Source organism: Pantoea eucrina (assembly GCF_001691555.1).
GTDB lineage: Bacteria > Pseudomonadota > Gammaproteobacteria > Enterobacterales > Enterobacteriaceae > Pantoea > Pantoea borealis.
Genome location: NZ_MAYN01000008.1, coordinates 947269 through 971463, shown reverse-complemented (window position 1 = coordinate 971463; position 24195 = coordinate 947269). Strand labels below are relative to the sequence as shown.

At 57.3% G+C, this 24195-nt stretch carries 23 protein-coding genes; 12 read left to right on the top strand and 11 right to left on the bottom strand.

The window, feature by feature from the left end; all coding sequences use genetic code 11:
* The 5 genes from ruvA to aspS form a co-directional block, all read right to left on the bottom strand.
* Positions 1 to 615, bottom strand: coding sequence for a Holliday junction branch migration protein RuvA (ruvA, locus tag BBA90_RS10630; protein WP_065649103.1), 615 nt, complete (start codon positions 613 to 615; stop codon positions 1 to 3).
* A gap of 141 nt (positions 616 to 756) precedes the next feature.
* Positions 757 to 1284, bottom strand: coding sequence for a crossover junction endodeoxyribonuclease RuvC (gene ruvC, locus BBA90_RS10625; RefSeq protein ID WP_039384890.1), 528 nt, complete (start codon positions 1282 to 1284; stop codon positions 757 to 759).
* A 36-nt stretch (positions 1285 to 1320) separates the two neighbouring features.
* The gene (locus tag BBA90_RS10620) at positions 1321 to 2064 is read right to left on the bottom strand and encodes a YebC/PmpR family DNA-binding transcriptional regulator (RefSeq protein WP_065649102.1); all 744 of its coding nucleotides are present in this window, start codon (positions 2062 to 2064) and stop codon (positions 1321 to 1323) included.
* 261 nt (positions 2065 to 2325) lie between these two features.
* Positions 2326 to 2757, bottom strand: coding sequence for a dihydroneopterin triphosphate diphosphatase (gene nudB / locus BBA90_RS10615; RefSeq protein ID WP_065649101.1), 432 nt, complete (start codon positions 2755 to 2757; stop codon positions 2326 to 2328).
* Complete coding sequence (aspS, locus tag BBA90_RS10610) at positions 2757 to 4538, bottom strand: aspartate--tRNA ligase (RefSeq protein WP_065649100.1); 1782 nt, start codon at positions 4536 to 4538, stop codon at positions 2757 to 2759. Before aspS ends, nudB begins: the two co-directional genes overlap by 1 nt.
* 201 nt (positions 4539 to 4739) lie before the next feature.
* Here aspS and BBA90_RS10605 point away from each other — a divergent pair, with 201 nt between their 5' ends.
* The 3 genes from BBA90_RS10605 (at position 4740) to cmoB (ending at position 7332) form a co-directional block, all read left to right on the top strand.
* Positions 4740 to 5561 carry a DUF72 domain-containing protein gene (locus BBA90_RS10605; protein ID WP_065649099.1) on the top strand — a complete coding sequence of 274 codons (822 nt, stop codon included), beginning with the start codon at positions 4740 to 4742 and terminating at the stop codon, positions 5559 to 5561.
* Positions 5562 to 5638: 77 nt separating this feature from the next.
* Entirely contained in the window at positions 5639 to 6367 is a 729-nt protein-coding gene (cmoA, locus tag BBA90_RS10600; protein WP_065650457.1) for a carboxy-S-adenosyl-L-methionine synthase CmoA, read from the top strand.
* Positions 6364 to 7332, top strand: coding sequence for a tRNA 5-methoxyuridine(34)/uridine 5-oxyacetic acid(34) synthase CmoB (gene cmoB, locus BBA90_RS10595; protein WP_065649098.1), 969 nt, complete (start codon positions 6364 to 6366; stop codon positions 7330 to 7332). The genes cmoA and cmoB overlap by 4 nt, the downstream gene beginning before the upstream one ends.
* A gap of 45 nt (positions 7333 to 7377) precedes the next feature.
* On the opposite strand, the gene BBA90_RS10590 is transcribed toward cmoB, so the two are convergent.
* Both BBA90_RS10590 and cutC read right to left on the bottom strand, forming a co-directional pair.
* A complete protein-coding gene (locus BBA90_RS10590; protein ID WP_065649097.1) occupies positions 7378 to 8226 on the bottom strand; it encodes a hypothetical protein in 849 nt (282 codons plus the stop codon).
* A gap of 264 nt (positions 8227 to 8490) precedes the next feature.
* Positions 8491 to 9243, bottom strand: a complete 753-nt coding sequence (gene cutC, locus BBA90_RS10585) for a copper homeostasis protein CutC (protein WP_065649096.1) — start codon at positions 9241 to 9243, stop codon at positions 8491 to 8493.
* Positions 9244 to 9328: 85 nt separating this feature from the next.
* On the opposite strand from cutC, the gene BBA90_RS10580 reads away from it, so the two are divergent.
* The gene (locus BBA90_RS10580) at positions 9329 to 10468 is read left to right on the top strand and encodes a MalY/PatB family protein (RefSeq protein WP_065649095.1); all 1140 of its coding nucleotides are present in this window, start codon (positions 9329 to 9331) and stop codon (positions 10466 to 10468) included.
* Here the strand turns inward: BBA90_RS10580 and BBA90_RS10575 are convergent.
* Positions 10465 to 11025 carry a VOC family protein gene (locus BBA90_RS10575; RefSeq protein ID WP_065649094.1) on the bottom strand — a complete coding sequence of 187 codons (561 nt, stop codon included), beginning with the start codon at positions 11023 to 11025 and terminating at the stop codon, positions 10465 to 10467. The genes BBA90_RS10580 and BBA90_RS10575 overlap by 4 nt on opposite strands.
* Positions 11026 to 11335: 310 nt before the next feature.
* Between BBA90_RS10575 and BBA90_RS19590 the strand changes: the two genes are divergently transcribed.
* Together BBA90_RS19590 and argS are read left to right on the top strand one after the other, a co-directional pair.
* Positions 11336 to 11458 (top strand): hypothetical protein, encoded by a 123-nt coding sequence (locus BBA90_RS19590; RefSeq protein ID WP_255402039.1) that lies wholly within the window; start codon positions 11336 to 11338, stop codon positions 11456 to 11458.
* A 174-nt stretch (positions 11459 to 11632) separates the two neighbouring features.
* Positions 11633 to 13363 carry an arginine--tRNA ligase gene (argS, locus tag BBA90_RS10570; RefSeq protein WP_065649093.1) on the top strand — a complete coding sequence of 577 codons (1731 nt, stop codon included), beginning with the start codon at positions 11633 to 11635 and terminating at the stop codon, positions 13361 to 13363.
* A gap of 46 nt (positions 13364 to 13409) precedes the next feature.
* Here the strand turns inward: argS and flhE are convergent, their stop codons facing one another.
* From flhE to flhB, 3 genes are read right to left on the bottom strand one after another with little or no spacing between them, the layout of a single operon-like run.
* Positions 13410 to 13814 carry a flagellar protein FlhE gene (flhE, locus tag BBA90_RS10565; protein ID WP_065649092.1) on the bottom strand — a complete coding sequence of 135 codons (405 nt, stop codon included), beginning with the start codon at positions 13812 to 13814 and terminating at the stop codon, positions 13410 to 13412.
* Entirely contained in the window at positions 13814 to 15901 is a 2088-nt protein-coding gene (gene flhA, locus BBA90_RS10560) for a flagellar biosynthesis protein FlhA (protein ID WP_065649091.1), read from the bottom strand. The genes flhE and flhA overlap by 1 nt, the downstream gene beginning before the upstream one ends.
* The gene (gene flhB / locus BBA90_RS10555; RefSeq protein WP_065649090.1) at positions 15894 to 17078 is read right to left on the bottom strand and encodes a flagellar biosynthesis protein FlhB; all 1185 of its coding nucleotides are present in this window, start codon (positions 17076 to 17078) and stop codon (positions 15894 to 15896) included. Before flhB ends, flhA begins: the two co-directional genes overlap by 8 nt.
* Before the next feature lie 561 nt (positions 17079 to 17639).
* Between flhB and BBA90_RS10550 the strand changes: the two genes are divergently transcribed.
* The 6 genes from BBA90_RS10550 to BBA90_RS10525 all read left to right on the top strand — a co-directional run bounded on the left by BBA90_RS10550 (position 17640) and on the right by BBA90_RS10525 (position 24194).
* A complete protein-coding gene (locus BBA90_RS10550) occupies positions 17640 to 18131 on the top strand; it encodes an SH3 domain-containing protein (protein WP_206099908.1) in 492 nt (163 codons plus the stop codon).
* Positions 18132 to 18216: 85 nt separating this feature from the next.
* Positions 18217 to 19431, top strand: a complete 1215-nt coding sequence (gene icmH / locus BBA90_RS10545) for a type IVB secretion system protein IcmH/DotU (protein WP_065649089.1) — start codon at positions 18217 to 18219, stop codon at positions 19429 to 19431.
* On the top strand, positions 19431 to 21545 hold the full coding sequence (tssM, locus tag BBA90_RS10540; protein ID WP_065649088.1) for a type VI secretion system membrane subunit TssM: 2115 nt from the start codon (positions 19431 to 19433) through the stop codon (positions 21543 to 21545). Before icmH ends, tssM begins: the two co-directional genes overlap by 1 nt.
* A gap of 13 nt (positions 21546 to 21558) precedes the next feature.
* Positions 21559 to 22257, top strand: a complete 699-nt coding sequence (gene tagF / locus BBA90_RS10535) for a type VI secretion system-associated protein TagF (RefSeq protein ID WP_065649087.1) — start codon at positions 21559 to 21561, stop codon at positions 22255 to 22257.
* Positions 22258 to 22290: 33 nt separating this feature from the next.
* Positions 22291 to 23421: a type VI secretion system-associated FHA domain protein TagH gene (gene tagH / locus BBA90_RS10530; RefSeq protein WP_065649086.1), complete on the top strand. Its 1131-nt coding sequence runs from the start codon at positions 22291 to 22293 to the stop codon at positions 23419 to 23421.
* Complete coding sequence (locus BBA90_RS10525; RefSeq protein WP_065649085.1) at positions 23418 to 24194, top strand: PP2C family protein-serine/threonine phosphatase; 777 nt, start codon at positions 23418 to 23420, stop codon at positions 24192 to 24194. The genes tagH and BBA90_RS10525 overlap by 4 nt, the downstream gene beginning before the upstream one ends.
* The last annotated feature ends 1 nt before the right edge of the window (position 24195 follow it).

The window sequence follows — 24195 nt, the reverse complement described above, 5'->3', positions numbered from 1 at the left end:
TCAGATAGCTGCACGCAGCGCTTCGCGGATCAGGGTTTCGCAGTCTGCGTCAGGTTTGCCCACCTTGCTGATCATGCGGCTGGCTTCCTGCGGTTTATATCCCAGCGCCACCAGAGCAGCAACGGCTTCCGCTTCGGCGTCATTGCCCTCCGGCGCGGCAGCTGGCGTGGTCAGCGTGAAGGCAGAGTCGCCGCCGAAGAGATCGCCATGCATGCCTTTGAAGCGATCTTTCATTTCAACCACCAGACGCTCAGCGGTTTTCTTGCCGACACCCGGCAGCTTCACCAGCGAAGCGACCTCTTCACGCTCAACGGCAGTAACAAACTGCTGCGCTGACATGCCTGAAAGGATCGCCAGCGCCAGCTTGGGGCCAACGCCGTTGACTTTGATCAGCTCGCGAAACAGCGCGCGCTCCTGCTTGCTGTTGAAACCAAACAGCAGCTGGGCATCTTCACGAACCACAAAATGGGTAAAAATGACCGCTTCCTGGGCGATGTCCGGCAGCTCGTAGAAGCAGGTCATAGGCATATGCACTTCATAGCCAACGCCGTGTGCTTCAAGCAGCACCAGCGGCGGCTGTTTTTCCAGAATGTTGCCTCGTAAACGACCAATCACCTGAGCAATTCCTTAATCTGTGAGTAAGCGGTTCAGGGTATTCCCTGAGGCCAGCGCAGCCGCTGGCCGTGTGATAGCGGCTATGTATAACATAAAAAAGGCTGGATGCATATCCAGCCTGTTAGTACGTCTGATGGCAGTTTATCCCGAGCGCAGCCGCCCGCGCGTCATCACCAGTTTGCTGTCGCTCATGCGCGCCGCATTCTGGCTTACGTGACAGTGGGTGATGGCGATAGCCAGCGCATCCGCTGCATCCGCCTGCGGATTAGCCGGCAGTTTCAGCAGCGTACGGACCATATGCTGCACCTGGCTCTTCTCCGCCCCGCCGGTTCCGGTAACGGTCTGTTTGACCTGCCGCGCCGCATATTCAAACACCGGCAAATCGGCATTGACCGCGGCCACAATCGCTGCGCCGCGGGCCTGGCCAAGTTTCAGTGCTGAGTCGGCATTTTTCGCCATGAACACCTGCTCAATCGCAAAGTAGTCAGGCGAAAACTGCGTAATGATTTCGCAGACGCCGGCGTAAATCAGCTTTAAGCGTCCCGGCAGATCGGTCACGTTAGTGCGGATACAGCCGCTGCCAAGGTAGCTCAGCTGACGCCCGGTCTGGCGGATCACGCCGTAACCGGTAATGCGCGAGCCGGGGTCAATCCCGAGAATAATCGCCACAACGCACCTCCGGTTGCCGGAAAGATAACCACGCCATTACAGCGTTTCCGCCACCTCGTCAGAGATCTCACCGTTGTGATACACCTCCTGCACGTCGTCGCAATCTTCCAGCATATCGATCAGCCGCAGCAATTTTGGCGCTGTTTCCGCATCCAGTTCCGCTTTGGTTGACGGGATCATGGAGACTTCAGCGCTGTCAGCTTTCAGGCCACCTGCTTCCAGCGCATCGCGCACGCTGCCCAGCTCTTCCCAGGCAGTGAAGACATCAATGGCACCGTCATCATAGCTCACTACGTCTTCCGCACCCGCTTCCAGCGCCGCTTCCATCACTGCGTCTTCATCCTGACCTGGCGCAAAGGAGATCACCCCTTTTTTGCTGAACAGATAGGAGACCGAGCCGTCAGTGCCCAGGTTACCGCCGGTTTTAGTAAAGGCGTGGCGCACTTCACCCACGGTACGATTGCGGTTGTCACTCAGGCATTCGATCATTACCGCAGAGCCACCCGGACCGTAGCCTTCATAAATGATGGTTTCCATGTTGGAATCATCTTCACCGCCAACGCCGCGGGCAATGGCGCGGTTCATGGTATCGCGCGTCATGTTATTGGAGAGCGCTTTATCCATCGCTGCGCGCAGACGCGGGTTGGAGCCCGCATCACCGCCGCCGAGTTTCGCAGCAGTGACCAGCTCGCGAATGATTTTAGTGAAGATTTTACCGCGCTTGGCGTCCTGCGCTGCCTTGCGATGTTTTGTGTTCGCCCATTTACTGTGACCAGCCATCTTACATTTTCTCCGATCTTTTACAGGGTGCAGGCTATCTGGCTTGCGCTCTTGTCTCCCCGGCAGCGCCATCCACCCACTGCAATACGCTGCGGTGGCGACGCCGGCGAACAATCACGCTGCGCCGATAATGCCTGACTGCTCAATATTAGCGGTGCGGTTTGATTAAACAGCACACGATAGTTGGACGAAGGACATACGCTTCGTCGAATGTGTGGAATTTACCCTGGTCGCCACCGGAAAACACGCGGCGGCGGTCATTCAGATAAACTCTTCAATCGCCTGACGATTGCTCCAGGATTTGGTCAACGCTGCGGCCTCTTCAGGCATCAGCCAGCGGGCAGCCAGGTGCTCACTCAGCAGCGGCATCCGTTCTGCCGGCAGCGCCAGCCGGAACCAGTGCTCGCGGTTATGCGTGACTTCTGGCGCATAGCGGTGACGAAAATGGGGAAAGATCTCAAATTCAATCTGCCGCTGACAGTCATCAAGCCGCAGCCCTTCGGCGCAGATATCAATTGCCAGCTCTTCCGCCACTTCACGTGCTGCAGCCTGAGCCGGACTCTCACCCGGCTCCAGACTGCCGGTGACCGACTGCCAGAAGCAGGGATCATCGCGCCGCTGCAGCATCAACACCCGGCCGGTATCTCGCGCAAATATGACCACCAGCACCGATACCGGATGTTTATAGCCCATTACTGCTGCTCTGGCTTTTCTTTCTTCGCCACAATCTGGATGCCCAGATCGCTCAGGGCAGCTGGATTTGCATGGCTCGGTGCTTCCGTCATCATACAGGCTGCCGCCGTGGTTTTCGGGAAAGCGATCACGTCACGAATATTATCGGTGCCGGTGAGCAGCATAGTCAGACGATCAAGACCAAACGCCAGACCGGCGTGTGGCGGCGTACCATATTTGAGCGCATTCAGCAGGAAGCCAAACTTCTCCTGCTGTTCTTCCGCAGTAATGCCCAGGATGCTGAACACGGTCTGCTGCATTGTGCCGTTGTGGATACGCACGGAGCCGCCGCCCACTTCGTAGCCGTTGATCACCATGTCGTAGGCGTTAGCCACTGCCTGCGTCGGGTCAGCTGCCAGCTGTTCAGCCGTAAGCGATTTCGGCGAGGTAAACGGATGGTGCATCGCTGCCAGCCCGCCTTCGTCATCCTCTTCAAACATCGGAAAGTCGATGACCCAGAGCGGTGCCCAGGCTTTCTCATCGGTGATCTGCAGATCGCGGCCTGCCTTCAGGCGCAGTGCACCCAGCGCATCTGCCACAACTTTAGCGCGATCGGCACCAAAGAAGATCAGATCGCCATCCTGTGCCGCAGTGCGGTCCAGAATCGCTTCCACGATCTCTGGTGTCAGGAATTTTGCCACCGGACTCTGCACGCCTTCAGCGCCACTGGCGCGGGCGTTGATTTTCATCCATGCCAGGCCACGTGCGCCATAAATCTCAACAAACTTCGTATATTCATCAATCTGCTTACGCGTCAGCGTCGCACCACCCGGTACACGCAGCGCGGCGACCCGTCCTTTGGCGTCGTTCGCCGGACCGGAGAACACCTTAAACTCTACGTCTTTCAGCAGATCGGCAACGTCTACCAGCTCCATCGGGTTACGCAGATCGGGTTTATCTGAGCCGTAGCGGTTCATCGCTTCCGCAAACGTCATCAGCGGGAAGTCACCAAGATCAACGCCTTTGACATCAAGCCAGAGTTCGCGGATCAGCCGCTCCATCTTCTCCCGCACTTCTTCAGCGCTCATAAAGGAGGTTTCAACGTCGATTTGCGTAAATTCAGGCTGACGATCGGCGCGCAGATCTTCATCGCGGAAGCATTTTACAATCTGGTAGTAGCGATCAAAGCCGGACATCATCAGCAGCTGTTTAAACAGCTGCGGGGACTGTGGCAGCGCATAGAACTTACCTTTGTGCACGCGGCTTGGCACCAGATAGTCGCGCGCACCTTCCGGTGTCGCTTTGGTCAGCATCGGCGTTTCAATGTCCAGGAAACCTTCGCTGTCCATAAAGCGGCGAACAAAGCTGGTGATTTTTGCACGCGTTTTCAGGCGCTGTGCCATTTCCGGACGACGCAGGTCAAGGTAACGATAGGTCAGACGCGCTTCTTCGCTGTTAACCTGGTTGGAGTCCAGCGGCAGCGGTTCCGCGCGATTAATGATGGTCAGCGCGTGCGCAAACACTTCGATATCGCCGGTCGCCATATCGCTGTTGCGGTTTTTCTCTTCACGCGCGCGCACCGTACCGGTGATCTGGATGCAGAATTCGTTGCGCAGCTCAGACGCCAGCTGGAAAGCCTCCTGATGATCGGCATCAAAAAACACCTGAGCGATCCCTTCGCGGTCACGCATATCGATAAAAATCAGGCTGCCGAGATCGCGACGGCGATTAACCCAGCCGCAGAGAGTAACTTGCTGACCCACATGAGACAGGTTGAGCTGTCCGCAATATTCTGTACGCATAACGTATCCTTTTAACTTCGCCGCTGCTGCCAGACAGCATCAGGGCGCGTAACCTCTGAAGATGCTGCCGCAAAAAAGGCAGCTATTATAATGGAAAAAGCCAGACAGGATAAGTAGAGCCGCTGCAAAGCGGCTAATTCATCGGCATTTGTCCGTTATCCTTTGTCTGCTTTCTCTTTTAACCTGCATCCGGAGTCCGTTTTGACGCTTCGTATTGGTTTACCGCAATGGCATCATCCGCAGTGGAAACAGTTTGGTCTGAATACGCTGGAGGATTATGCGCGTCTGTTTGGCTGTGTAGAAGGAAATACAACGCTGTATGCGCTGCCCAAACCTGAGGTGGTGCAGCGCTGGCGCGACATGACGCATGACGATTTCCGCTTCTGCTTTAAATTTCCCGCCACCATCTCTCATCAGGCGGCGCTGCGCGATTGTGATGATTTAGTCAGCGATTTTTTTCGTCTGCTGGACCCGCTCAGCACACGTCTGGGACAGTACTGGCTGCAGCTGCCCGCCAGTTTTTCCCCGGCACAGCTTAATGACCTGTGGCACTTTCTGGACAGCCTGCCGCGCAGCTTCAGCTATGGCGTTGAAGTACGTCATCAGGCATTTTTTGCCCGCGGCGAGGCGGAACGCCTGCTGAATCGCGGCCTGCATGCGCGCGGCGTTAACCGGGTGGTGCTCGACAGCCGGCCGGTGCACGCCTCTGCCTCACAATCTGCTGCTGCTATTGACGCTCGGGCGAAAAAACCACGGGTGCCGCCACACGCGGTGCGCACCGGCAGTCAGCCGATGGTGCGCTTTATCGGCAGTGATGATGTGGCAGAGAGTGAAGCACTCTTTCCCCCCTGGCGCAGCAAGCTGGCCGCGTGGCAGACAGAGAGCGATCCGCTGCTGTTTATCCATACGCCGGATATGGGCGAGGTGTTTCCGCTGGTGCAGGCGCTCTGGCCACAGCTGCAGGCGCTGGAGCCCGGCCTGCGCGATCTGCCGGTATGGCCGCAGCAAACCACACTGTTCTGAGCAGGGAAACGGGTGCAGCAGACGCGACTTTCTGCCAGAATAGCGCCCTTTCCGTTTTTCTCTTCGGATTTTCCATTATGTCTGACCGCGATACGCTATTTTCCGCACCTATCGATAAGCTGGGTGACTGGACCTTTGACGAGCGCGTGGCTGAAGTCTTCCCCGATATGATTCAGCGCTCGGTGCCCGGCTACTCCAATATCATTTCGATGATTGGCATGCTGGCAGAACGCTTCGTACAGCCCGACAGCCGGGTATATGACCTGGGATGTTCACTGGGGGCTGCCACTCTTTCAGTGCGCCGCAATATCCGCGTTCCCGGCTGCCAGATTATTGCCGTGGATAATTCGCCGGCGATGGTTGAGCGCTGCCGCCGCCATATCGATGCATTTCGCGCCGATACGCCGGTAGAGGTGCTGGAGGCCGATATCCGCAATATTGAAATTGAGAACGCTTCGCTGGTAGTGCTCAACTTTACGCTGCAGTTTCTGGCCCCTGATGCGCGCATCGCCCTGCTGGAGAAAATTGCCCGTGGCCTCAATCCTGGCGGTGCGTTGGTTCTGTCAGAGAAGTTCAGCTTTGAAGATGAGGACGTAGGCGAACTGCTGTTTAACATGCATCACGATTTCAAGCGTGCCAACGGTTACAGCGAACTGGAGATCAGCCAGAAGCGCAGTATGCTGGAGAATGTCATGCTGACCGACAGTGTGGAAACGCACAAAGCCCGGCTCAGGGCGGCTGGTTTTGCCCATGCAGAGCTCTGGTTCCAGTGCTTCAACTTTGGTTCACTGGTGGCGCTGAAATGATCGATTTTGGCCGTTTTTATCAGCAAATCGCTACCGGTCCGCTGGCGAGCTGGCTGGAAGTGCTGCCGGCGCAAATCGCGGCCTGGCAGCGTGACAATCTGCACGGACATTTTCGCAACTGGGAAAAAGCGGTGGAGTATCTGCCGCTGCTGACGCCACAAACGCTGGATCTGCTGCACAGCGTCAGCGCGCAGCGTGACGATCTGACCGCTCGTCAGCGCGCCGGTATCGAAAAGCTGCTGCGCAATCTGATGCCGTGGCGTAAAGGTCCCTATGCGCTTTACGGCACAGAGATCGACACCGAATGGCGCTCTGACTGGAAATGGGATCGGGTATTACCGCATATCTCTCCTCTTGCCGGGCGCACGATTCTGGACGTTGGCTGCGGCAGCGGCTATCACATGTGGCGTATGCTGGGCGCTGGCGCACAGATGGTGGTGGGTATTGATCCGATGCAGCTGTTTCTGTGCCAGTTTGAAGCGGTGCGCAAGCTGCTGGGTGACGATCGCCGCGCGCATCTGCTGCCGCTCGGTATTGAACAGCTGCCTGCGCTGCAGGCGTTTGATACCGTATTTTCTATGGGTGTGCTCTATCACCGCCGTTCACCGCTCGATCATCTGCTGCAGCTGAAAAACCAGCTGGTCAGTGAGGGTGAACTGGTGCTGGAGACGCTGGTTATTGAAGGCGATGAACATGCTGTCCTGGTGCCGGGTGAGCGCTATGCGCAGATGCGAAACGTCTACTTTATTCCGTCTGCGGCAGCGCTGAAAAGCTGGCTGGAGAAGTGCGGTTTTGTTGATGTGCGCATCGCCGACTACGCGGTCACCTCAGTGGAAGAGCAGCGCCGCACCAGCTGGATGACCAGCGAGTCGCTGGCAGAGTTTCTCGATCCGGACGACAGCAGCAAAACGGTTGAGGGTTACCCCGCGCCGCTGCGTGCCGTGCTGATTGCCCGCAAGCCCTGAAAATCCGCGCCGCGACGACGTCGCGGCGCGTCAGACCTTATCCTGCTACCGCTCGTCTGCTGACCGGTCCCAGTACTGGTACTTATAAGCGGAAGTAAGATGACGCTCAATGGTCCCTCTGGCAAACACCTCTTTTTCGTGCAGAAAACTCAGCGTGCAGTTGCCGGTTTCATCCCATAGCTGGCAGGTGTCAGTGGAGTGCAGTGTACTGACCGGCGTGGTCGCCAGGCCGCTTAATCCCAGCTCACGCCACTGCTTATCGTAACGCCAGATCTCGCGACTGCGTGCGCTTTGGGTTTCCACCACGCGATCCTGCGCATTCCAGCGCCAGCGGTTTTCACCATTACTCTCTTTATCGCTGCCACGCGTAATACTCTTCTGCACCCGCAGTCGCGGATCGTAGTGGTAGGCAATCGTCGCAGAACCTGCGCTGCCTCTGTTTACGAATTTATCAGTGGCGCTGATAATATTTCCCTGCGGTCCTTTGCGCCAGCTCAGCGTACCCTGCCGCTGATCGACCACTTCCTCCCGCCCCGCTTTAATCGCGGTAACCCGCCAGGCGTACTCCGCCACCCAGCCGCGCTGTACGCGGGCAATATGCTGCTCCATGCTCAGCACAATATTTCCTTCGCGCTTATCGTAGCTGATGTCGGCTACCATCAGGTCACCGCAGCGGTCAAACTGGCCCAGCACACGTTTCTGGGAATCAACATCCTTACCAAACTCTCCGGCAATGACCTGCCTCACCGCCCCTTTTGCCGCACCGCCCAGCAGGATCCAGAGATTGCTGCTGCTGATGTTATGGCTTAATGGCGGACAGGGAGCAGTGGCCGCCTGCGTCGGGCAGGCAGCAAGACTGGTCAGCAACAGCGTTGCACAAAGGTGGCATTTCATAGGGTTATCCGCATGGAGCCATCTGTTAAGCAAAGCACCTTTTTCGCCGGAGCGCTACGCTGACGGCTGGCGAAAAAATTCATACGGGTTGCAGCAAACAGCAAAAAGGCTGATGCAGCCTGAAAATATGCTGTTTTACCGGTTGTCGCTTCGCCTGCCTGTTTTTAACAGCGTAAAAAAAACCCCAGCAAATGACTGGGGCGTGGTACTTGCAAACATCACGTCAGGGTTGGTGGCGTGCTGTGCGGCAAAATCGATAGCGGATCAGGCGACCCGGTTAACGTTCATCTGCATCATGCTTTTCATGGCTTCAATGACATCGCCATCCACGCAGGAGCGGCTGAATTCATCAGTTTCTGCTTCGGCACACATAGATACGCCCGCTTTACGGTAGCGCATAGGCGAAGCAACAGCGCGACTGGCAGAGCTATGTACCTCCTGCAAACCGCAATCCAGAAACTTCTGAAGATTGCTCAGGCGCACGCCAGCACCGGCCATAATGATTGGACCCGTGCTTAATTCATTAAGTTCCCTGAGTAATGCAATTCCTGTTTCAGCACTCTGCTGCTGGCCTGAAGTCAGGATGCGCGCAACACCCAGATCGGTCAGTATCTCCAGCGCCCGCCTGGGGCTATGGCACAAATCAAACGCCCGGTGAAACGTCACGGCCAGGCCATCGCACAGCTGCATAATCTGCTGCATACGCACCCTATCAATATGCGCGTCTTCATCGAGAACACCCACGACGACGCCCGGGAAACCCCATTCGCGCACTCTCGCGATATCGGATTTCATTATCTCAAACTCCTGACGGGAGTAGCAGAAATCACCACCGCGCGGCCGGATGATGGGATGCACCGGAATAGACAGCTCGCGCCGTGCGGCCTGCAGCATGCCTGCTGACGGTGTCAGGCCGCCCTCCCGGGGTGCACTGCAGAGCTCTACGCGATCGGCACCGGCACGCTGGGCGGTCACTGCGCAATCAATGCCGTAGCAACAAATTTCCAGTTTCGTCATCGGTTTCTCCTTATCACGACTGCTGGCTCAGAGGGGATAGCTTCGGTTAGTCTGTTACTCCGTCAGTTTACGTGGAAAGCGCACTATGGTATTCGATTTTGATCAACGGATAGACCGCGGTCACAGTGATAGTCTCAAATGGCACAAATATCGTGACCGTGATGTCCTGCCGCTCTGGGTTGCAGAGACCGATTTTCGCTCGCCGTCCTGTATTATTGAGGCCATTCAAAAGCGGGTCGCACACGGCGTATTCGGTTACGGTGTCACGCCAGCCGGTCTGACAGAAATCATCGTACAGCGGATGGCAGAGCGTTATAACTGGACCATCAGGCCGGAATGGATAGTCATACTGCCAGGGGTGGTAAGCGGGCTTAACATTGCCGTGCGTGCTTTTACCGCAGCCGGTGAACGTACCGTGGCGCCTGCGCCCATCTATCCGCCGTTTCGTGGCGCTTCCCGACTGGCCGATCGCGCACAGCTCAGTCTGCCGCTGCAGCGGACAGAAAATCGCTGGGTCATGGACATAGATCGGGCGGAGATGACGGGCAACGAGCGACTGCTGATGCTGTGCAATCCACAAAACCCTGGCGGCACGGTGTACCGGCGCGATGAGCTATCCCGGCAGCTTGCGTTTGCGCAGCGCCACGATCTTATCGTCTGTTCAGATGAGATCCATGCCGATCTGGTGCTGACGCCGGGCGTGCAGCATACGCCGTTTGCCGCGCTAAGTGAGGATGCTGCACAGCGCAGCATAACGCTTATCTCTCCCTCTAAAAGTTTCAATATCGCCGGGCTGGGCGCCTCTATGGCCATTATTCCCGATGATACGTTACGCCGGCGCTTTAAGCAGGTGCGTGAGGGGATCGTGCCGGGCGTGGATATTCTGGCGCTGGTTGCCGCCGAGGCGGCGTGGCGCGAGGGTGAGGCGTGGCTGCAGGCGCAAATTGCCTATCTGCGCGCAAACCGCGACTGGCTGGCGAGCTGCATTGATGCGCTGCCAGGCCTGGATATGGTCGTGCCGGACGCAACCTATCTCGGCTGGATTAATGCCAGCGGTCTGCAGGTCGACAACCCGGCGCGCTATTTTGAGCAGTACGGGCTGGGCTTCTCACCCGGACACGATTTTGGCGATGACCGTTTTGTCCGCTTTAATTTCGGCTGTACGCGCGCCACCCTGCAGGAAGCGGCAGCACGCCTGCAGCGGGCGGTGGAAGCCCGGCGCTAGCCCTGTTCGCTGGCAACGATCTCCTCAAGCCGCCAGGGATGAAACTTAATGGTGGTTTCACCATCGGTGACCGCCAGCACAGGATTAGGCAGTCGTTCGTTTTCACCTTGCGGAGCGCTGGTTTTAAAAGAGATGCCGGGCTGCGTCAGAGCAGCATCAGAGAGCAGCGCCATAGCACGCATGCCCAGCGTTTCCGGCTCACCGCGCAGGACAATTTCAATGTGTTCCCAGCCCTCGTGCCGGTAAAGCTTCGCGCCCGGCCAGGGCAGTTCAATGACATCGACCTGCTGCCCTGCCAGCGTAATGGGCTGCCGGAGTTTAAACAGGCAAATCGGACGACCGTTGATCATCGCTTCTGAAAACAGTTCACCCACCTGCAGCAATCCGCGCTTCCAGCGCTCGGCGGTGGCAAACTGATGACAGCGCACGGCCAGATGATCAATCTCATGCGCCTGCGGTGAAAGTCCGATTCGCGTAGCAAAAACCTGCAGTGCCTGCTCAAAACGACAGAAATCTTCTGTTAAATCGTCCAGCTCTGGGGGAAAATCCAGCTTCATTACCTGAAACCTCAACGTCTGTTCAGTAAAATTAATTATTAAAATCAATATGTCAGATTTTTCGTCCTGACAAAACCTTCGGATTCATCCGATTTAGTCAATAAAAACCGTCAAAACCGGATAAAAACAGGCCTGTATTCAGATTATTCGCTTAATCAGGGCCAGGTATAACTTTATAAAAACAAGCTAACCTCATGATTAAATTGACGAATCTTTACACAATGAGATAACTCTTATTTGGCCGCCAATGAATTGCAGATAACCCCCCTTTCTTATAAATTTGAGTTTCTACCTAACAAGGAACGGCTCTATGTCTATGCTCATTGTTGTCGCGGTTCTCATTGCCTTAACGGGATTTGCAATTTCCCGCCACTGGAAGGTGCGTGAAGACAAAAGCGTTAAAAATCCTCGTCGCCACCCGCGCCGCCGTTAATCGGCGCGCGGTTTTGCCGTCAGCTGCCCGGTCCGGGCCGACTGCTGTTGCTGACGCATCCTAACATTTCACGTATACTTCCCCTCTCTTTTTTTCCGTCCCGACACGAGCGCGGGATGATGGTATCGGCTCGTCCTCTGCTGACGGGCCTTTTCAGCATATGAAGGTAACGCGGTGAATATTCAGGCTCTTCTTTCCGATAAAGTCAGTCAGGCGATGCGTGCAGCAGGAGCGCCCGACGATTGTGAACCGCTGGTTCGTCAGTCAGCTAAAGTCCAGTTTGGTGATTATCAGGCGAATGGCATCATGGGCGCGGCAAAACGGCTGGGTCAGGCACCGCGTCAGCTGGCTGAACAGGTGGTGAAGCATCTGGATCTGACCGGCATTGCCAGTCATACCGAGATCGCCGGGCCTGGCTTTATCAACATTTTCCTCGATCGTCAGTGGCTGGCACAGCAGGCAGCGCAGGCGTTGCAGCAGCCCGATCTTGGCGTCAGCAAGCCTGAACCGCAAACCATTGTGATTGACTATTCTGCACCCAACGTGGCGAAAGAGATGCATGTCGGCCACGTGCGCTCTACCATCATCGGCGATGCAGCGGTACGTACGCTGGAGTTCCTTGGTCATAATGTGATCCGGGCTAACCACGTAGGCGACTGGGGAACGCAGTTTGGTATGCTTATCGCCTATCTGGAAAAGCAGCAAAATGAAGACCACGCTGATATTGCTCTTGCCGATCTGGAAGCATTTTACCGCGAAGCGAAGCGTACCTATGATGAAGATGAGGCGTTCGCAGCACGCGCGCGCAGCTATGTCGTCAAGCTGCAGGGCGGCGATGAGTATTGCCGCGCCATGTGGAAAAAGCTGGTTGATATCACCATGAGTCAGAATCAGCTGGTGTATGACCGCCTGAATGTCACCCTGACGCGTAACGATGTCATGGGTGAAAGCCTCTATAACGATATGCTGCCGGGAATTGTGGCTGATCTGCGTGAAAAGGGGCTGGCGGTCACCAGCGAAGGCGCTACTGTCGTTTTCCTTGATGAGTATAAGAACAAAGAAGGCGAGCCGATGGGCGTGATCATCCAGAAAAAGGATGGCGGCTACCTCTACACCACGACCGATATCGCCTGCGCAAAATATCGTTATGAAACGCTGCACGCCGATCGCGTGCTCTACTATATCGACTCACGTCAGCATCAGCATCTGCAGCAGGCGTGGACTATCGTGCGTAAAGCGGGCTACGTGCCGGCCTCGGTGCCGCTTGAGCACCACGCATTTGGCATGATGCTGGGCAAAGATGGTCGTCCGTTCAAAACGCGCAGCGGCGGCACCATCAAGCTGGCCGATCTGCTGGATGAAGCCGTTGAACGTGCCCATACGCTGGTCAGCGCTAAGAACCCGGAGATGTCGCCGCAGGAACTGACCGATCTGGCAGAAATCGTGGGTATCGGTGCGGTCAAATATGCTGATCTCTCTAAGAGCCGTACCACAGATTACATCTTTGACTGGGATAACATGCTGGCCTTTGAGGGCAATACCGCGCCTTATATGCAGTATGCTTACACCCGCGTCCTGTCGGTGTTCCGTAAAGCGGGTCTGGATGCAGAGACCCTGAGCGGTGATATTACTCTGACAGATGAGCGCGAAGCACTGCTGGCCACGCGACTGCTTCAGTTTGAAGAGGTGATCACGCAGGTCGCGCGTGATGGTACACCGCATGTGATGTGTGCTTATCTGTATGACCTGGCCGGCCTCTTCTCAGGCTTCTATGAGCACTGCCCGATTCTGGCTGCCGAAGAGGCGTCCGTGCGTAACAGCCGCCTGCAGCTGGCGGCACTTACCGCGAAAACCCTGAAACAGGGTCTGGATACGCTGGGCATTAAAACCGTTGAACGGATGTAAGTCATACCGCCGATAAAAAAACCCGCCTTGTGCGGGTTTTTTATTATTACCGATAGTTTACGGTCACTTCACTGCTGAGTACCCGCAGGCCCGGTGGCAGTGATCCCTGCCCCTGAAAACCAAACGCCAGATAGAGCGGCTCTTCTGCTGGGATCAGCGCCAGACCGCGCGTCGAGCCGCTGGCACCGTCCAGCTCCACGCAGCGCTGGCTGGCGCAGAGGCGTACCACCAGCCCGGAGGGTGCCGGCCGGCTGAGCTGATAACGCCAGCTGACCACAGCGATGTTGCCTGGTGCCGCAGAGGGCGCCTGCAGCGCAGGCGATAACAGCCAGCTGCCACGTGCGCCGAGCCCGGGACCGCTGACGCTGGCGCTCCAGGCACCGGTAGCGGCGATGCCTGCCAGCGGTGCGAGCAGCAGCAGCGGCAACACTATCTGGTAGCAGCGACGCATTATTTGCCTCCAATAGTGGCGGTCATGCGGATCTGACGATTGTCACTCAGCTCCAGATTGGAGAGCACGACCAGCTGCGGCAGATTACGCCGCAGGAAGCGCGCCAGCAGCGCACGCAGCGGATGGTTCACCAGCAGCACCGGTGGCGCACCGCTCATCTCCTGCTGCTGCAATGCCGCCTGTGCCTGCATCAGCAGACGATCCGCCAGCCCGGGCTCCAGGCCACCGCCGCCCTGCAGCGCCTGCAGCAGCAGACGCTCCAGCATGGCATCCAGACCGATAACCTGGACCTCACCGTTACCCGGGAACCACTGCTGGGTGATTGCCCGTCCCAGCGCCACGCGCACTACGCTGGTCAGCTCCTGCGGGTCGCTCTGCACCGGCGCGTGCTCCGCCAGCGTTTCAATGATGGTACGCATATCCCTGATTGATACACGTTCGATTAACAGGTTCTGCAGCACTTTATGCAGCGTGGTCAGACTGATCACCCCCGGCACCAGATCTTCCGTCAGCTTCGGCATCTCCTGAGTAACGCGATCCAGCAGCTGCTGCGCCTCCTGCCGGCCAAACAGTTCGCTGGCGTACTGCCCAATCAGATGGTTAAGGTGTGTTGCCACAACGGTGCTGGCCTCGACCACGGTATAGCCCTGAATCTGCGCCTGCTCTTTCAGGGCGCTGTCGATCCAGATCGCTGCCAGGCCAAACGCCGGATCCACCGTAGGCTCGCCCGGCAGGCTGCCGGCTGCGGTACCGGGGTTAATCGCCATCCAGCGGCCCGGATAAGCGTCACCGCTGCCAATCTCCACCCCTTTCATCAGGATGCGATAACGCGCGGGTGGCAGCTCCATGTTGTCGCGGATGTGTACAACCGGCGGCAGAAAACCCACCTCCTGCGCCACTTTTTTACGGATACTGCGAATACGTCCCAGCAGTTCGCCATTCTGAGTATGATCAACCATCGGGATCAGGCGATAGCCCACTTCCATGCCCAGAGAATCTTCCAGCTGAACGTCAGTCCAGGAGGCTTCTACCGTGGCAGGCGTCTCCTGAGTTTTCATCAGGCTGGCCGATTCAGGCTGCTTCTTCGGCTGCATCTCACGGCCGCGCAGCCACCAGGCAAGTCCGAGCAGCGCGCCGGTAAACAGCAGAAAGACAAAGTTCGGCATGCCGGGTACCAGACCAAGCAGGCCGATCACCCCGGCGCTGAGCATCAGCACGCGCGGATTGTTAAACAGCTGCCCGACCATCTGCTCACCGACATCCTGGTCAGTGGCGACGCGGGTGACGATGACACCTGCTGCGGTGGAGATCACCAGCGCCGGGATCTGCGCCACCAGGCCATCACCGATGGTCAGCAGCGTATAGGTCTCCCCGGCATGCCCCACGTCCATACCGTGCTGCACAACGCCGACCAGCAGGCCGCCGATCACGTTGATCACCATGATCAGAATACCGGCGACGGCATCCCCGCGCACAAACTTACTGGCACCATCCATTGAGCCGTAGAAATCGGCCTCCTGGGTCACTTCAGAACGGCGGCGTTTTGCTTCATCTTCGCCAATCAGACCGGCGTTCAGATCGGCATCGATCGCCATCTGCTTGCCGGGCATCCCATCCAGTACAAAGCGGGCACCGACTTCAGCAATACGCCCGGCCCCTTTGGTGATAACCATGAAGTTAATGATGACCAGAATGATAAACACCACGATACCGATGGCGAAGTTACCCCCGACCAGAAAGTGGCCAAAGGCTTCTACAACGCGGCCCGCTGCATCAGCCCCGGTATGCCCTTCCAGCAGAATGATACGGGTGGAGGCGACGTTCAGCGCGAGGCGTAACAGCGTTGAGAACAGCAGTATGGTAGGGAACGCCGCAAACTCCAGCGTCCGCTGGGTGAACATCGCCACCAGCAGCACCATGATCGATAGCGCGATGTTAAAGGTAAACAGCAGATCGAGAATGAAGGCGGGCAGCGGCAGCACCATCATCGACAGGATCAACATTATCAGCACCGGTCCTGCCAGCACCTGCCATTGCGTCTCTTTAAAGCTGCCCGGTAAACGCAGCTTTTCGGCCAGATTAGCCATCGTCTCTGTTCTCTCCTGCAAAGTCCATCTCTGCCGGGACCGGCAGATGCTTAGGTTTGGTCGGGATCAGGCCGCCTTCGCGTTTCCAGCGCCGCAGCTGCCAGACCCAGGCCAGCACTTCCGCTACGGCGGCGTAAAGCGCACCGGGAATAAACTGGCCAATTTCAGTATGCCGGTAGAGCGCTCGCGCCAGCGGCGGCGCTTCGAGGATCGGCACGCGGTGCTCTTTTGCAACTTCACGGATGCGCAGCGCGATGTCGCCTGCGCCTTTCGCCACCACTTTCGGCGCGTTCATTTTGCCTTCCTGATACTGCAGCGCCACGGAGTAGTGCGTCGGGTTCGTCACAATCACATCCGCTTTTGGTACGTCGGCCATCATGCGCCGGCGGGCCGCCGCGCGCATCGCCTGGCGGATCCGCCCCTTCACGTGCGGATCGCCCTCATTCTGTTTGTGCTCATCGCGGATCTCCTGACGCGTCATGCGCAGCTTTTTGAAATAGCTGTAGAGCTGCCAGAACACATCAAAACCCACCATCGGAAACAGGCCCAGCATTACCAGCCCGCAGCTGGTGGCGACCATACTCAGGCCATGGTGTAGCGCGTTAACAGGTGATTCGCTAATCAGCCGCAGCATCTCCTGCCAGTGGCTCCAGAGATACCAGCCTGCGACGACGCCTACCAGCACCGCTTTGAGGATCGCCTTGACCAGTTCAGCCGCACTCTGGCCGGAAAACAGACGTTGTATACCCGGCAGCGGATTGAGCTTTTTGAAATCGAGTTTGATCGACTTACCGCTGATATGGATGCCGCCCAGCGCCATGGGTGCCGCCATGGCAACAATAACCAGCCCGCCCATCAGCGGCAGCAGTGCAACCACCGCCTGCATGATCAGATTGCCGATATGCGCCACGATGATTTTGTCATCATTCACCATACCGTGATCAAAGCGAAAGCCGGTCGCCACCATGCGGGCGAGCTGCGTGGCCATATGGGAACCGCCAAGCCAGAGGATCATCAGCCCGGTCAGCAACATCAGTACCGATGTCAGTTCGCGCGATCGCGGGATCTGCCCCTCTTCCCGTGCTTTTTCAAGTCGGTGGGGGGTGGGCGATTCTGTTTTGTCCTCGCTGCTACTCTCTTCAGACACAGCACACCTCAGCTGGCAGAAATTCTGCATAGAGAATGACAAACTTGCTCAGGACTAAAGCGCGGATTAAACGACGAAATAACCTGCTTATTGCGTCATAAGTAAAATCGTTGCCGTGCCCTGCCTGTTTTCTCAGCAGAAATCACGGACAAAAGATGTGATGCTGTCGGGATTTTGACGCGCCGGATAGCCGCGGAAAATCTTAAAATGAGAATTTTCTGTTAATACATCACAGCGACAGCCTCGCCATAAAACATAAGATTCTCTAACCTTTTATCATCAACACGCGTTTACCTGAAAAGATTCTTCGCTGCCCGCCCTTCCCGATGCCGGATGAAGCGTAAAAGTCGCTTAACTGTCGCTGGCCTCTGTCGACACGCTTTTCAGCTTCAGGCAAGATATTACGCCGCTAACACGCAATTTACCGCGATGCAATAGTTTGAATTCTCAAAAGTCTTAGGTAGACTGAGACACACGTTGTCCTGAAGAGATCTGGCTGTTTTTCGTGGTTTTTTCGCAACACACTGTGTTCATACTCGCCGGGTACGCCCACTGTTACTCTGCAATTAATCTGATGGAATGATAAGGATGATGGTGAAAAAAACGCTTATGCTTACGCTGCTGGCGACCCTGACGCTGGCCGGGTGCAAAACCCCGCCGCCAGCATTGACAGAGGATACGCTGGTAACCAGTACGGTTAACGGCGTTACCCTGACGCATCGTTATGCGGTTGCCGCGCCTGCAGAGTTCACCCCTGTCAACGCATCCTGGCGGGCACTCTATGCCGCTTCCGTTATGACCACCCCTGATTACGGTGGCAAAGTCGTGCGCTACCTTGATAACGCCCAGCGCTTTGAAGTGCTTGGCCGGGTAGAACATAACTGGCTGGCGATTGCTGAAGAACCAGAAGGCCAGCTGATAGGCTATATCCCCCCTAAAGCGGCCGTTGAGAGCAGCCGCTATGACGCCACGTTGCGCAGCGATCGCCCGCGTCCGCGTCGTGCTAAACAGGTGTGCGTGGCAGTAGGCGGTGCCAGCAAAGCGTGCCGCACCACTGATACCGCGACCTGGATCCTGGATTGAGTCAGCAATCTGGCGCATATTGGCGACAGTGGTGCCGCAGTTTATGGCAAAATAGCGCCGTTATTGCCAGGAAAAACGAGAATTAATGATGCAGGATCCCTTTGCCCGCGACGATATCAGCGCGGGCAACGATAACCTTTTGCTGAATGCCGCCGCCCCGGTGCTGAATGCTGTTGTCCGCATCCGGCAGGCTGCAACGCATGACGATCCGGCCGGATTACGCCAGCTGCTGATTGATGAAATCCGGCTGTTTGAACAGCGCTGCAAGCAGGCTGGTCTGCCGTTTGAGATGATCATCGGTGCGCGCTACTGTCTTTGCAGTGTGCTGGATGAAGCGGCAGCCCAGACGCCGTGGGGAACGCGCGGCGTCTGGTCAGGCAACGGCATGCTGGTGAGTTTCCATAATGAAAGCTGGGGAGGTGAAAAATTCTTTCAGCTTCTCTCCCGCGTTTCGCAAAGTCCGCAGCAGCATCTCTGGCTGCTGGAAGTGATCCACTACTGTCTGCTGCTGGGATATGAAGGTCGTTACCGCGGCAGCGAAAGCGGCCGTACGCAGTGTGAAGGTATTCGCAAACGTCTGGCGCAGCTGATCCACGACGCGCGTGCAGCGGAAAATATCGCCGCAACGCCGCTGGTAGAGGTGCATCCGTTAGTTAACAGCCTGACGCGTCCGATGGTCCCGCTCTGGGCCTGTGCCACCGTAGCGGCGCTCATTGCCTGCATGGTCTACAGCATGCTCAACTGGCGGCTGGGCAATGCGGCTGAACCGCTGCTGCGCGATATCTATCAGACCCCTCTGCCGCAGATTATGCCCGGACGACGTCCCGCTTCACCGCAGGCGCTGCTCGACCTGCGCCAGCGTCTGAATGATGTGATTGCTGCCGGCCAGCTGGAAGTCAGCGATGGCGCTTTTGGCAGTAAAGTCATCATCCCCGCCGATAAACTTTTTGTTCCGGATGGCACCGTCGTCAACCCGGTTGGCCGTGCGCTGCTGGCGCACGTCGCCAGCGCAATGAAAAGCGTTAAGGGAACTGTTCTGGTCTCGGTCTATACCGACAACCGTGCCGTGGATGGCCGTTTTGCCTCTACCTATGAATTTTCGCTGGCCCGCGCGCGTGCTATTACGCAGCTGCTGGCGACGCAGCTGGCCCCGGGGCAAAGTGTTAAAGCAGAAGGTCGCGGTGACAGTAACCCGCTGCTGCCTAACGACAGCAATGAAAACCGCGCCCGCAATCGCCGGGTGGAGATCACACTTTTTGCCGCACCGGAAGCGGCGGCAACCCCGGAGGGCAAACGCTGATGCGCACATCTGTTCGTCACCTGCTGACTCATCGCCTGCTCTGGAGCCTGATCGGTGTTACCGCCCTCAGCTGTCTGGTGTGGATGCTCGGCCCGCTGTGGGTCTGGGGTGAGACCCGCCCGCTGGAGCCGATCTTCTCACGACAGCTCGCCGTCGCCTTGCTCTGTTTCTGCTGGACGCTGTTTCAGCTTATTCCGGCAATATGGCGTGGCTGGTTCAACAGCAAGCTGCTGAATCGTCTGCAGAGCATGAGTCAGGAAGAGCTCTCCGATCGCCACTCCACCGAACAGGTGCTGACACAGCGCTTCAGCGAAGCCGCGCTGCGTCTGAAACGAGCGCAGTTTGGTCGTCATCATCAAAAAAGCTGGCTGGCACGCTTTCAGAGCCACTACCTTTATGAGCTTCCGTGGTATCTGATTGTCGGCGCACCGGGCGCAGGCAAAACCACCGCGCTGTTAAACGCCGGCCTCTCTTTTCCGCTGACGGATACGCATGGCAATAGCGCAGTGCGTGGCGTAGGCGGAACCCGCCACTGCGACTGGTGGTTTACCGACAGCGCAGTACTGATCGATACCGCCGGGCGCTATGCGCTGCAGGAGAGCCAGCGCGCGCGCGACAGCGCCGAGTGGCAAAGCTTTATCAATCTGCTGAAGCGCTATCGCACGCGTCAGCCGATTAACGGCGTGATCCTGACCATCAGCGTGGCCGACCTGCTGACCGATACCGCAGAGGCGCGGCATGCGCAGGCCACGGCGCTGCGCTGTCGTATGGCTGAACTGCATCAGCAAACCGGTATCCATTTTCCGGTCTATATCATGGTAACTAAAACGGATCTGCTGAAGGGGTTTCTGAGCTTTCATGCAGGACTCAGTAAGCCGCAGCGGGATGCCATCTGGGGATTCACCTTTCCCTGGGAACCAGGTAAACCTCACAAAGATGAGTGGCAGAGCAGCTTTACGGCGCGCTTCCGGCGGCTTGAGCAGCAGCTTAAGCAGCAGCTGGCAGAGCGCATGGCGGCCGAGCGCGATCTGACGCAGCGGGCTGATAGCTTTCTTTTTCCGCAGGAGTTTGGTTCACTTCGCCTGCTCCTTAATGAGTATCTCGACGTTATCTTTTCCCGTCATGAGGATGATATTGCCTGGTCTGCGCGCGGGCTGTTTTTTACCAGCGGAACCCAGGAAGGCCTGCCGTTTGACCGCATCATGGGCGCCCTTAATCGCAAGCTGCAGCTGCCGCAAAGCGGCGACCACACTCTGGCAGCCTGGGACAGCGTCAACCGCAGTAACCCTATTCCGGGCAATAAAGGCCAGAGCTATTTTATCCGCGATTTGCTGAGTGAACTGGTGTTTCGCGAAAGCGGTCTTGCCGGCAGCAACCGCCACTGGGAATACCGCAACCGTCTGCTGCACCGGATAGGCTATGGTGCCCTGGCGGGCGCGCTGGTTCTGTTATGCGGCTTATGGCTTACCAGCTATGTGCAAAATCAGCGCTATCTTGAGCAGGTGGCCAGCCGTATTGCGCCTCTGACGCAGCAAAGTCAGCAGGTCATCCATCAGCCCGTCGAGAATATTTTTGATCTGCTACCCTTCTTAAATAACCTGGTGAAACTGCCGCTGTCCGATCGCTTTTCGCTGGATAATCCGCCGCTTACTATGCGCGCCGGACTCTATCGCGGCACGCAGGTGAGCGATGCGGCATGGGTGCTTTATCAAAATGCGCTTAAGTCTCTGCTGCTGCCTCGGGTGGCACAGCAAATCACGCATTTGCTGCGCGACGATCCCGGCACCGACAACGCATATAGCCGCAACGCGCTACGCGCCTATCAGATGCTTTATCAGCCGCGTAATTATGACGGCACGTTTCTGCGCAGCTGGCTGATCGAAAATCTGCAGCGCACGCTGCCGGCGGACGTCAGCGTGCGCGATCTGCAGCAGCTCGACTGGCATCTCAGTCAGTTGCTCGATCAGCAGATACAATCTTCACCCTATGCACGTGATAACGCGCTGATGATGCGCAAGCTTGCAGAAAACCTGAAACGTGCGGGTCAGGAGAGCAGCGTGCTGGCGACCGCGCCAGAGGCTTCTGCCGGGCAGCTGACCCGCTATAGTGAGTAACGGTGAGGTAATCATGGCGAACCACAGCGCACCGGGCTGGTATGGCAAACTACCCGCTACCGGTGACTTTTTGCGGCAGCGTCTGAGTGAGGCCACTGTTTCTCCCTGGAGCCACTGGTTTCAGCAGGGATTAATTCACTGGCATCAGCAGGAGCACGCCAGCACGCAGCTCTTTTTACGCGCGCCGGTGTGGAACTTTGTTCTGCCGCTGTCGCCGCTGCGCCAGCAGGTGCAGATGGGCTGCCTGCTGCCCTCGTGCGATCGCGTGGGACGCGCCTGGCCGCTGCTGGCCCTGCGCACCTTTACGCTGAACGAGTGGCATCCGGCGCAGCTGACGATCTCCGGCGACTGGTTTCGTGAGCTGGGCGGGCTGCTCTGGTCAGCGGTGCGCGATCGTACCCTGCCGGAGAGCCTGGAAGCCCACATGCAGCAGCTTTCACCCTTACTGGTGCCGGACAATCAGCGCAGCGATATTATGGATGTCATCGGTTTTGCCGATCTTCCCTGCACCCTGAGCTGGCGGGAAGTGGCAGAACGGTTTGAACCACAGCAACATATCAGCTACTGGTGGAGCAATCGCAGTGACGGCTTTGCTCACGCCACCCATAAACACAGCGGCCCGCTGACCGCAGAGCTTTTTTCACTGTTATTTAACCCGGCGGCGGGTGCGCAGCCGGGGCGTAATGGCCTCTATCCACCCATGTTTGAATAAGCCGGCGCGTTTGCCTTATTAACGGGATGACTCATGCAATTTACCTTTGTGCAGTGCGATACGGATGTGCCCGCCAGAAGCGTCACCTTTATGCCGCCTGGCGGCACCATTGGCCGCAGTCAGGATAACGATCTGATACTGCCTGATGAAACGCGCGCCATCTCACGCCTGCAGGCGCTTATTCATCTTTCTGCCGAGGGTGAATGCCGTCTGACCGCACAGGGCAGCGTCACGGCGATTATGCTGAATGGTCAGGTCGTGCAGCGTGGCGCGCAGGCGCTGCTGCAGCATGGCGATCGGCTGCAGATTGGTCAATACACGCTGGACATTACCGACCCCGCGCAGCAGCCTGCGGTGCAGAACGATCCGCTGTCGTTTTTTAGCGAGGATGCCACCGATCCGCTTGGTATGCAGCAGGAGGCCGTTCTGAGTGCTGAACTGATGCCGGAACCCCCTCTCACTGCACGTCAGGAGCGGCGGCCCGATCCGCGGCTGGCCATCGATCCTGCTTATGAGCGCGCACCGCAAACCGGCCTGCCTGCGGAAGCCGGAGAAGAGAAGCTCATCGCCGCTCTGCTGGAGGGAATGGGACTGAACAATGGTCATCAGACCGCTATCAGTGAAGAGCAGATGCGCGTTACCGGCCGCATGCTCAGCCTGTTTTCTCAGGGAACCGTTGCTCTGCTCTCCTCGCGTTCGATACTCAAACGCGGCGTGAAAGCTGACATGACTATGATTCTGAATGAAGCCAATAATCCGTTTAAGATCCTGCCCTCCGGTAAAACCGTGCTGATGCAGATGTATCAAAGCCAGATGCCGGGCTTTATGCCGCCTGAAGCCGCGGTGCGCGATGCACTGGTGGATTTACAGGCGCATCAGCTGGGCATGATCGCCGGTATCCGGGCGATCATTGCTGCCATGCTGCAATCTTTTAACCCGCAGCGGCTGGAAGATCGCGCACGCGAGGATGGCGCGCTGCCTAAAATCGCCTTCAGCAGCGGGCGCAAGGCTGCCCTGTGGGACGCTTTTACGCGGCACTATCAGCGCACTGCTGGCGAGATTGAAGATGATTTCCACACGCTCTTTGGCGAAGCCTTTCTCAATGCGTATGACATGGAAGTTAATCAGTACAAAGATTCACAGACGCGGACGGACGAGACATGAAAATGATGTTTGCCAGCCGCTGTCAGCAGGGCCGGCGTGATGAAAACCAGGATCGTACCGGTGCGCAGCTCGACGATGAGCACGCCTGTTTTCTGGTATGTGATGGCGTAGCGGGACTACCCGGCGGCGACTACGCAGCGCAGCTGGTGCGCGATACCCTGCTGAGCGCGTTGCAAAACAGCCACAGCTTTACGCCTGACACCACGCAGGCAGCTATCACCCTCTGCCAGCAAACGCTGGCAGCGGAGCAAGGGAAGAATCCGAAATTTTCCCGCATGAGCACCACGCTCGCAGCCCTGTTTATTGACCGTAAAAAACAGCGTGCATGGTGGGCGCATGCAGGCGACAGCCGGGTTTACCACTTCCGTCATGGCACGCTGTGTGAGGTAACCCGGGACCACAGTCTGGCCCGGCATCTGCAGGAAGCAGGCTATGAAAATTCCGGCATTAACAGTAATTTACTCTATAATGCGCTCGGCACTGAGCCGGTACGTCCGGTCACGTTCAGTGCCGCGATTGACCTCCAGGACGGGGATGCGTTTCTGGTCTGCACGGATGGCTTCTGGCTCAACCTGACCACGCAGGAGATGGAACAGGCGTTACGTATGGTTAACGCCTGTGAAGAGTGGCTGACGCTGATGGAACAGGCGGTAAATCGCAGCGAGAAGCGGGACAACCTCAGCGCGCTGGCGATCTGGATTGGCGAACCGCAGGATGCCACGCTGCTCTATTCCCAGGCTGATGCGGCGCGCTTTGTGCCGCCTCACTATTGAT

Coding starts and splice junctions, on each gene's coding strand:
- tagF (WP_065649087.1), top strand. CDS start 21,559: ATGGCGAACCACAGCGCACCGGGCTGGTATGGCAAACTACCCGCTACC.
- BBA90_RS19590 (WP_255402039.1), top strand. CDS start 11,336: ATGTCTATGCTCATTGTTGTCGCGGTTCTCATTGCCTTAACGGGATTT.
- BBA90_RS10575 (WP_065649094.1), bottom strand. CDS start 11,025: ATGAAGCTGGATTTTCCCCCAGAGCTGGACGATTTAACAGAAGATTTC.
- tssM (WP_065649088.1), top strand. CDS start 19,431: ATGCGCACATCTGTTCGTCACCTGCTGACTCATCGCCTGCTCTGGAGC.
- flhB (WP_065649090.1), bottom strand. CDS start 17,078: ATGCAGAATTTCTGCCAGCTGAGGTGTGCTGTGTCTGAAGAGAGTAGC.
- cmoA (WP_065650457.1), top strand. CDS start 5,639: ATGTCTGACCGCGATACGCTATTTTCCGCACCTATCGATAAGCTGGGT.
- aspS (WP_065649100.1), bottom strand. CDS start 4,538: ATGCGTACAGAATATTGCGGACAGCTCAACCTGTCTCATGTGGGTCAG.
- BBA90_RS10550 (WP_206099908.1), top strand. CDS start 17,640: ATGGTGAAAAAAACGCTTATGCTTACGCTGCTGGCGACCCTGACGCTG.
- cmoB (WP_065649098.1), top strand. CDS start 6,364: ATGATCGATTTTGGCCGTTTTTATCAGCAAATCGCTACCGGTCCGCTG.
- BBA90_RS10525 (WP_065649085.1), top strand. CDS start 23,418: ATGAAAATGATGTTTGCCAGCCGCTGTCAGCAGGGCCGGCGTGATGAA.
- icmH (WP_065649089.1), top strand. CDS start 18,217: ATGATGCAGGATCCCTTTGCCCGCGACGATATCAGCGCGGGCAACGAT.
- nudB (WP_065649101.1), bottom strand. CDS start 2,757: ATGGGCTATAAACATCCGGTATCGGTGCTGGTGGTCATATTTGCGCGA.
- BBA90_RS10620 (WP_065649102.1), bottom strand. CDS start 2,064: ATGGCTGGTCACAGTAAATGGGCGAACACAAAACATCGCAAGGCAGCG.
- tagH (WP_065649086.1), top strand. CDS start 22,291: ATGCAATTTACCTTTGTGCAGTGCGATACGGATGTGCCCGCCAGAAGC.
- BBA90_RS10590 (WP_065649097.1), bottom strand. CDS start 8,226: ATGAAATGCCACCTTTGTGCAACGCTGTTGCTGACCAGTCTTGCTGCC.
- flhE (WP_065649092.1), bottom strand. CDS start 13,814: ATGCGTCGCTGCTACCAGATAGTGTTGCCGCTGCTGCTGCTCGCACCG.
- flhA (WP_065649091.1), bottom strand. CDS start 15,901: ATGGCTAATCTGGCCGAAAAGCTGCGTTTACCGGGCAGCTTTAAAGAG.
- BBA90_RS10580 (WP_065649095.1), top strand. CDS start 9,329: ATGGTATTCGATTTTGATCAACGGATAGACCGCGGTCACAGTGATAGT.
- cutC (WP_065649096.1), bottom strand. CDS start 9,243: ATGACGAAACTGGAAATTTGTTGCTACGGCATTGATTGCGCAGTGACC.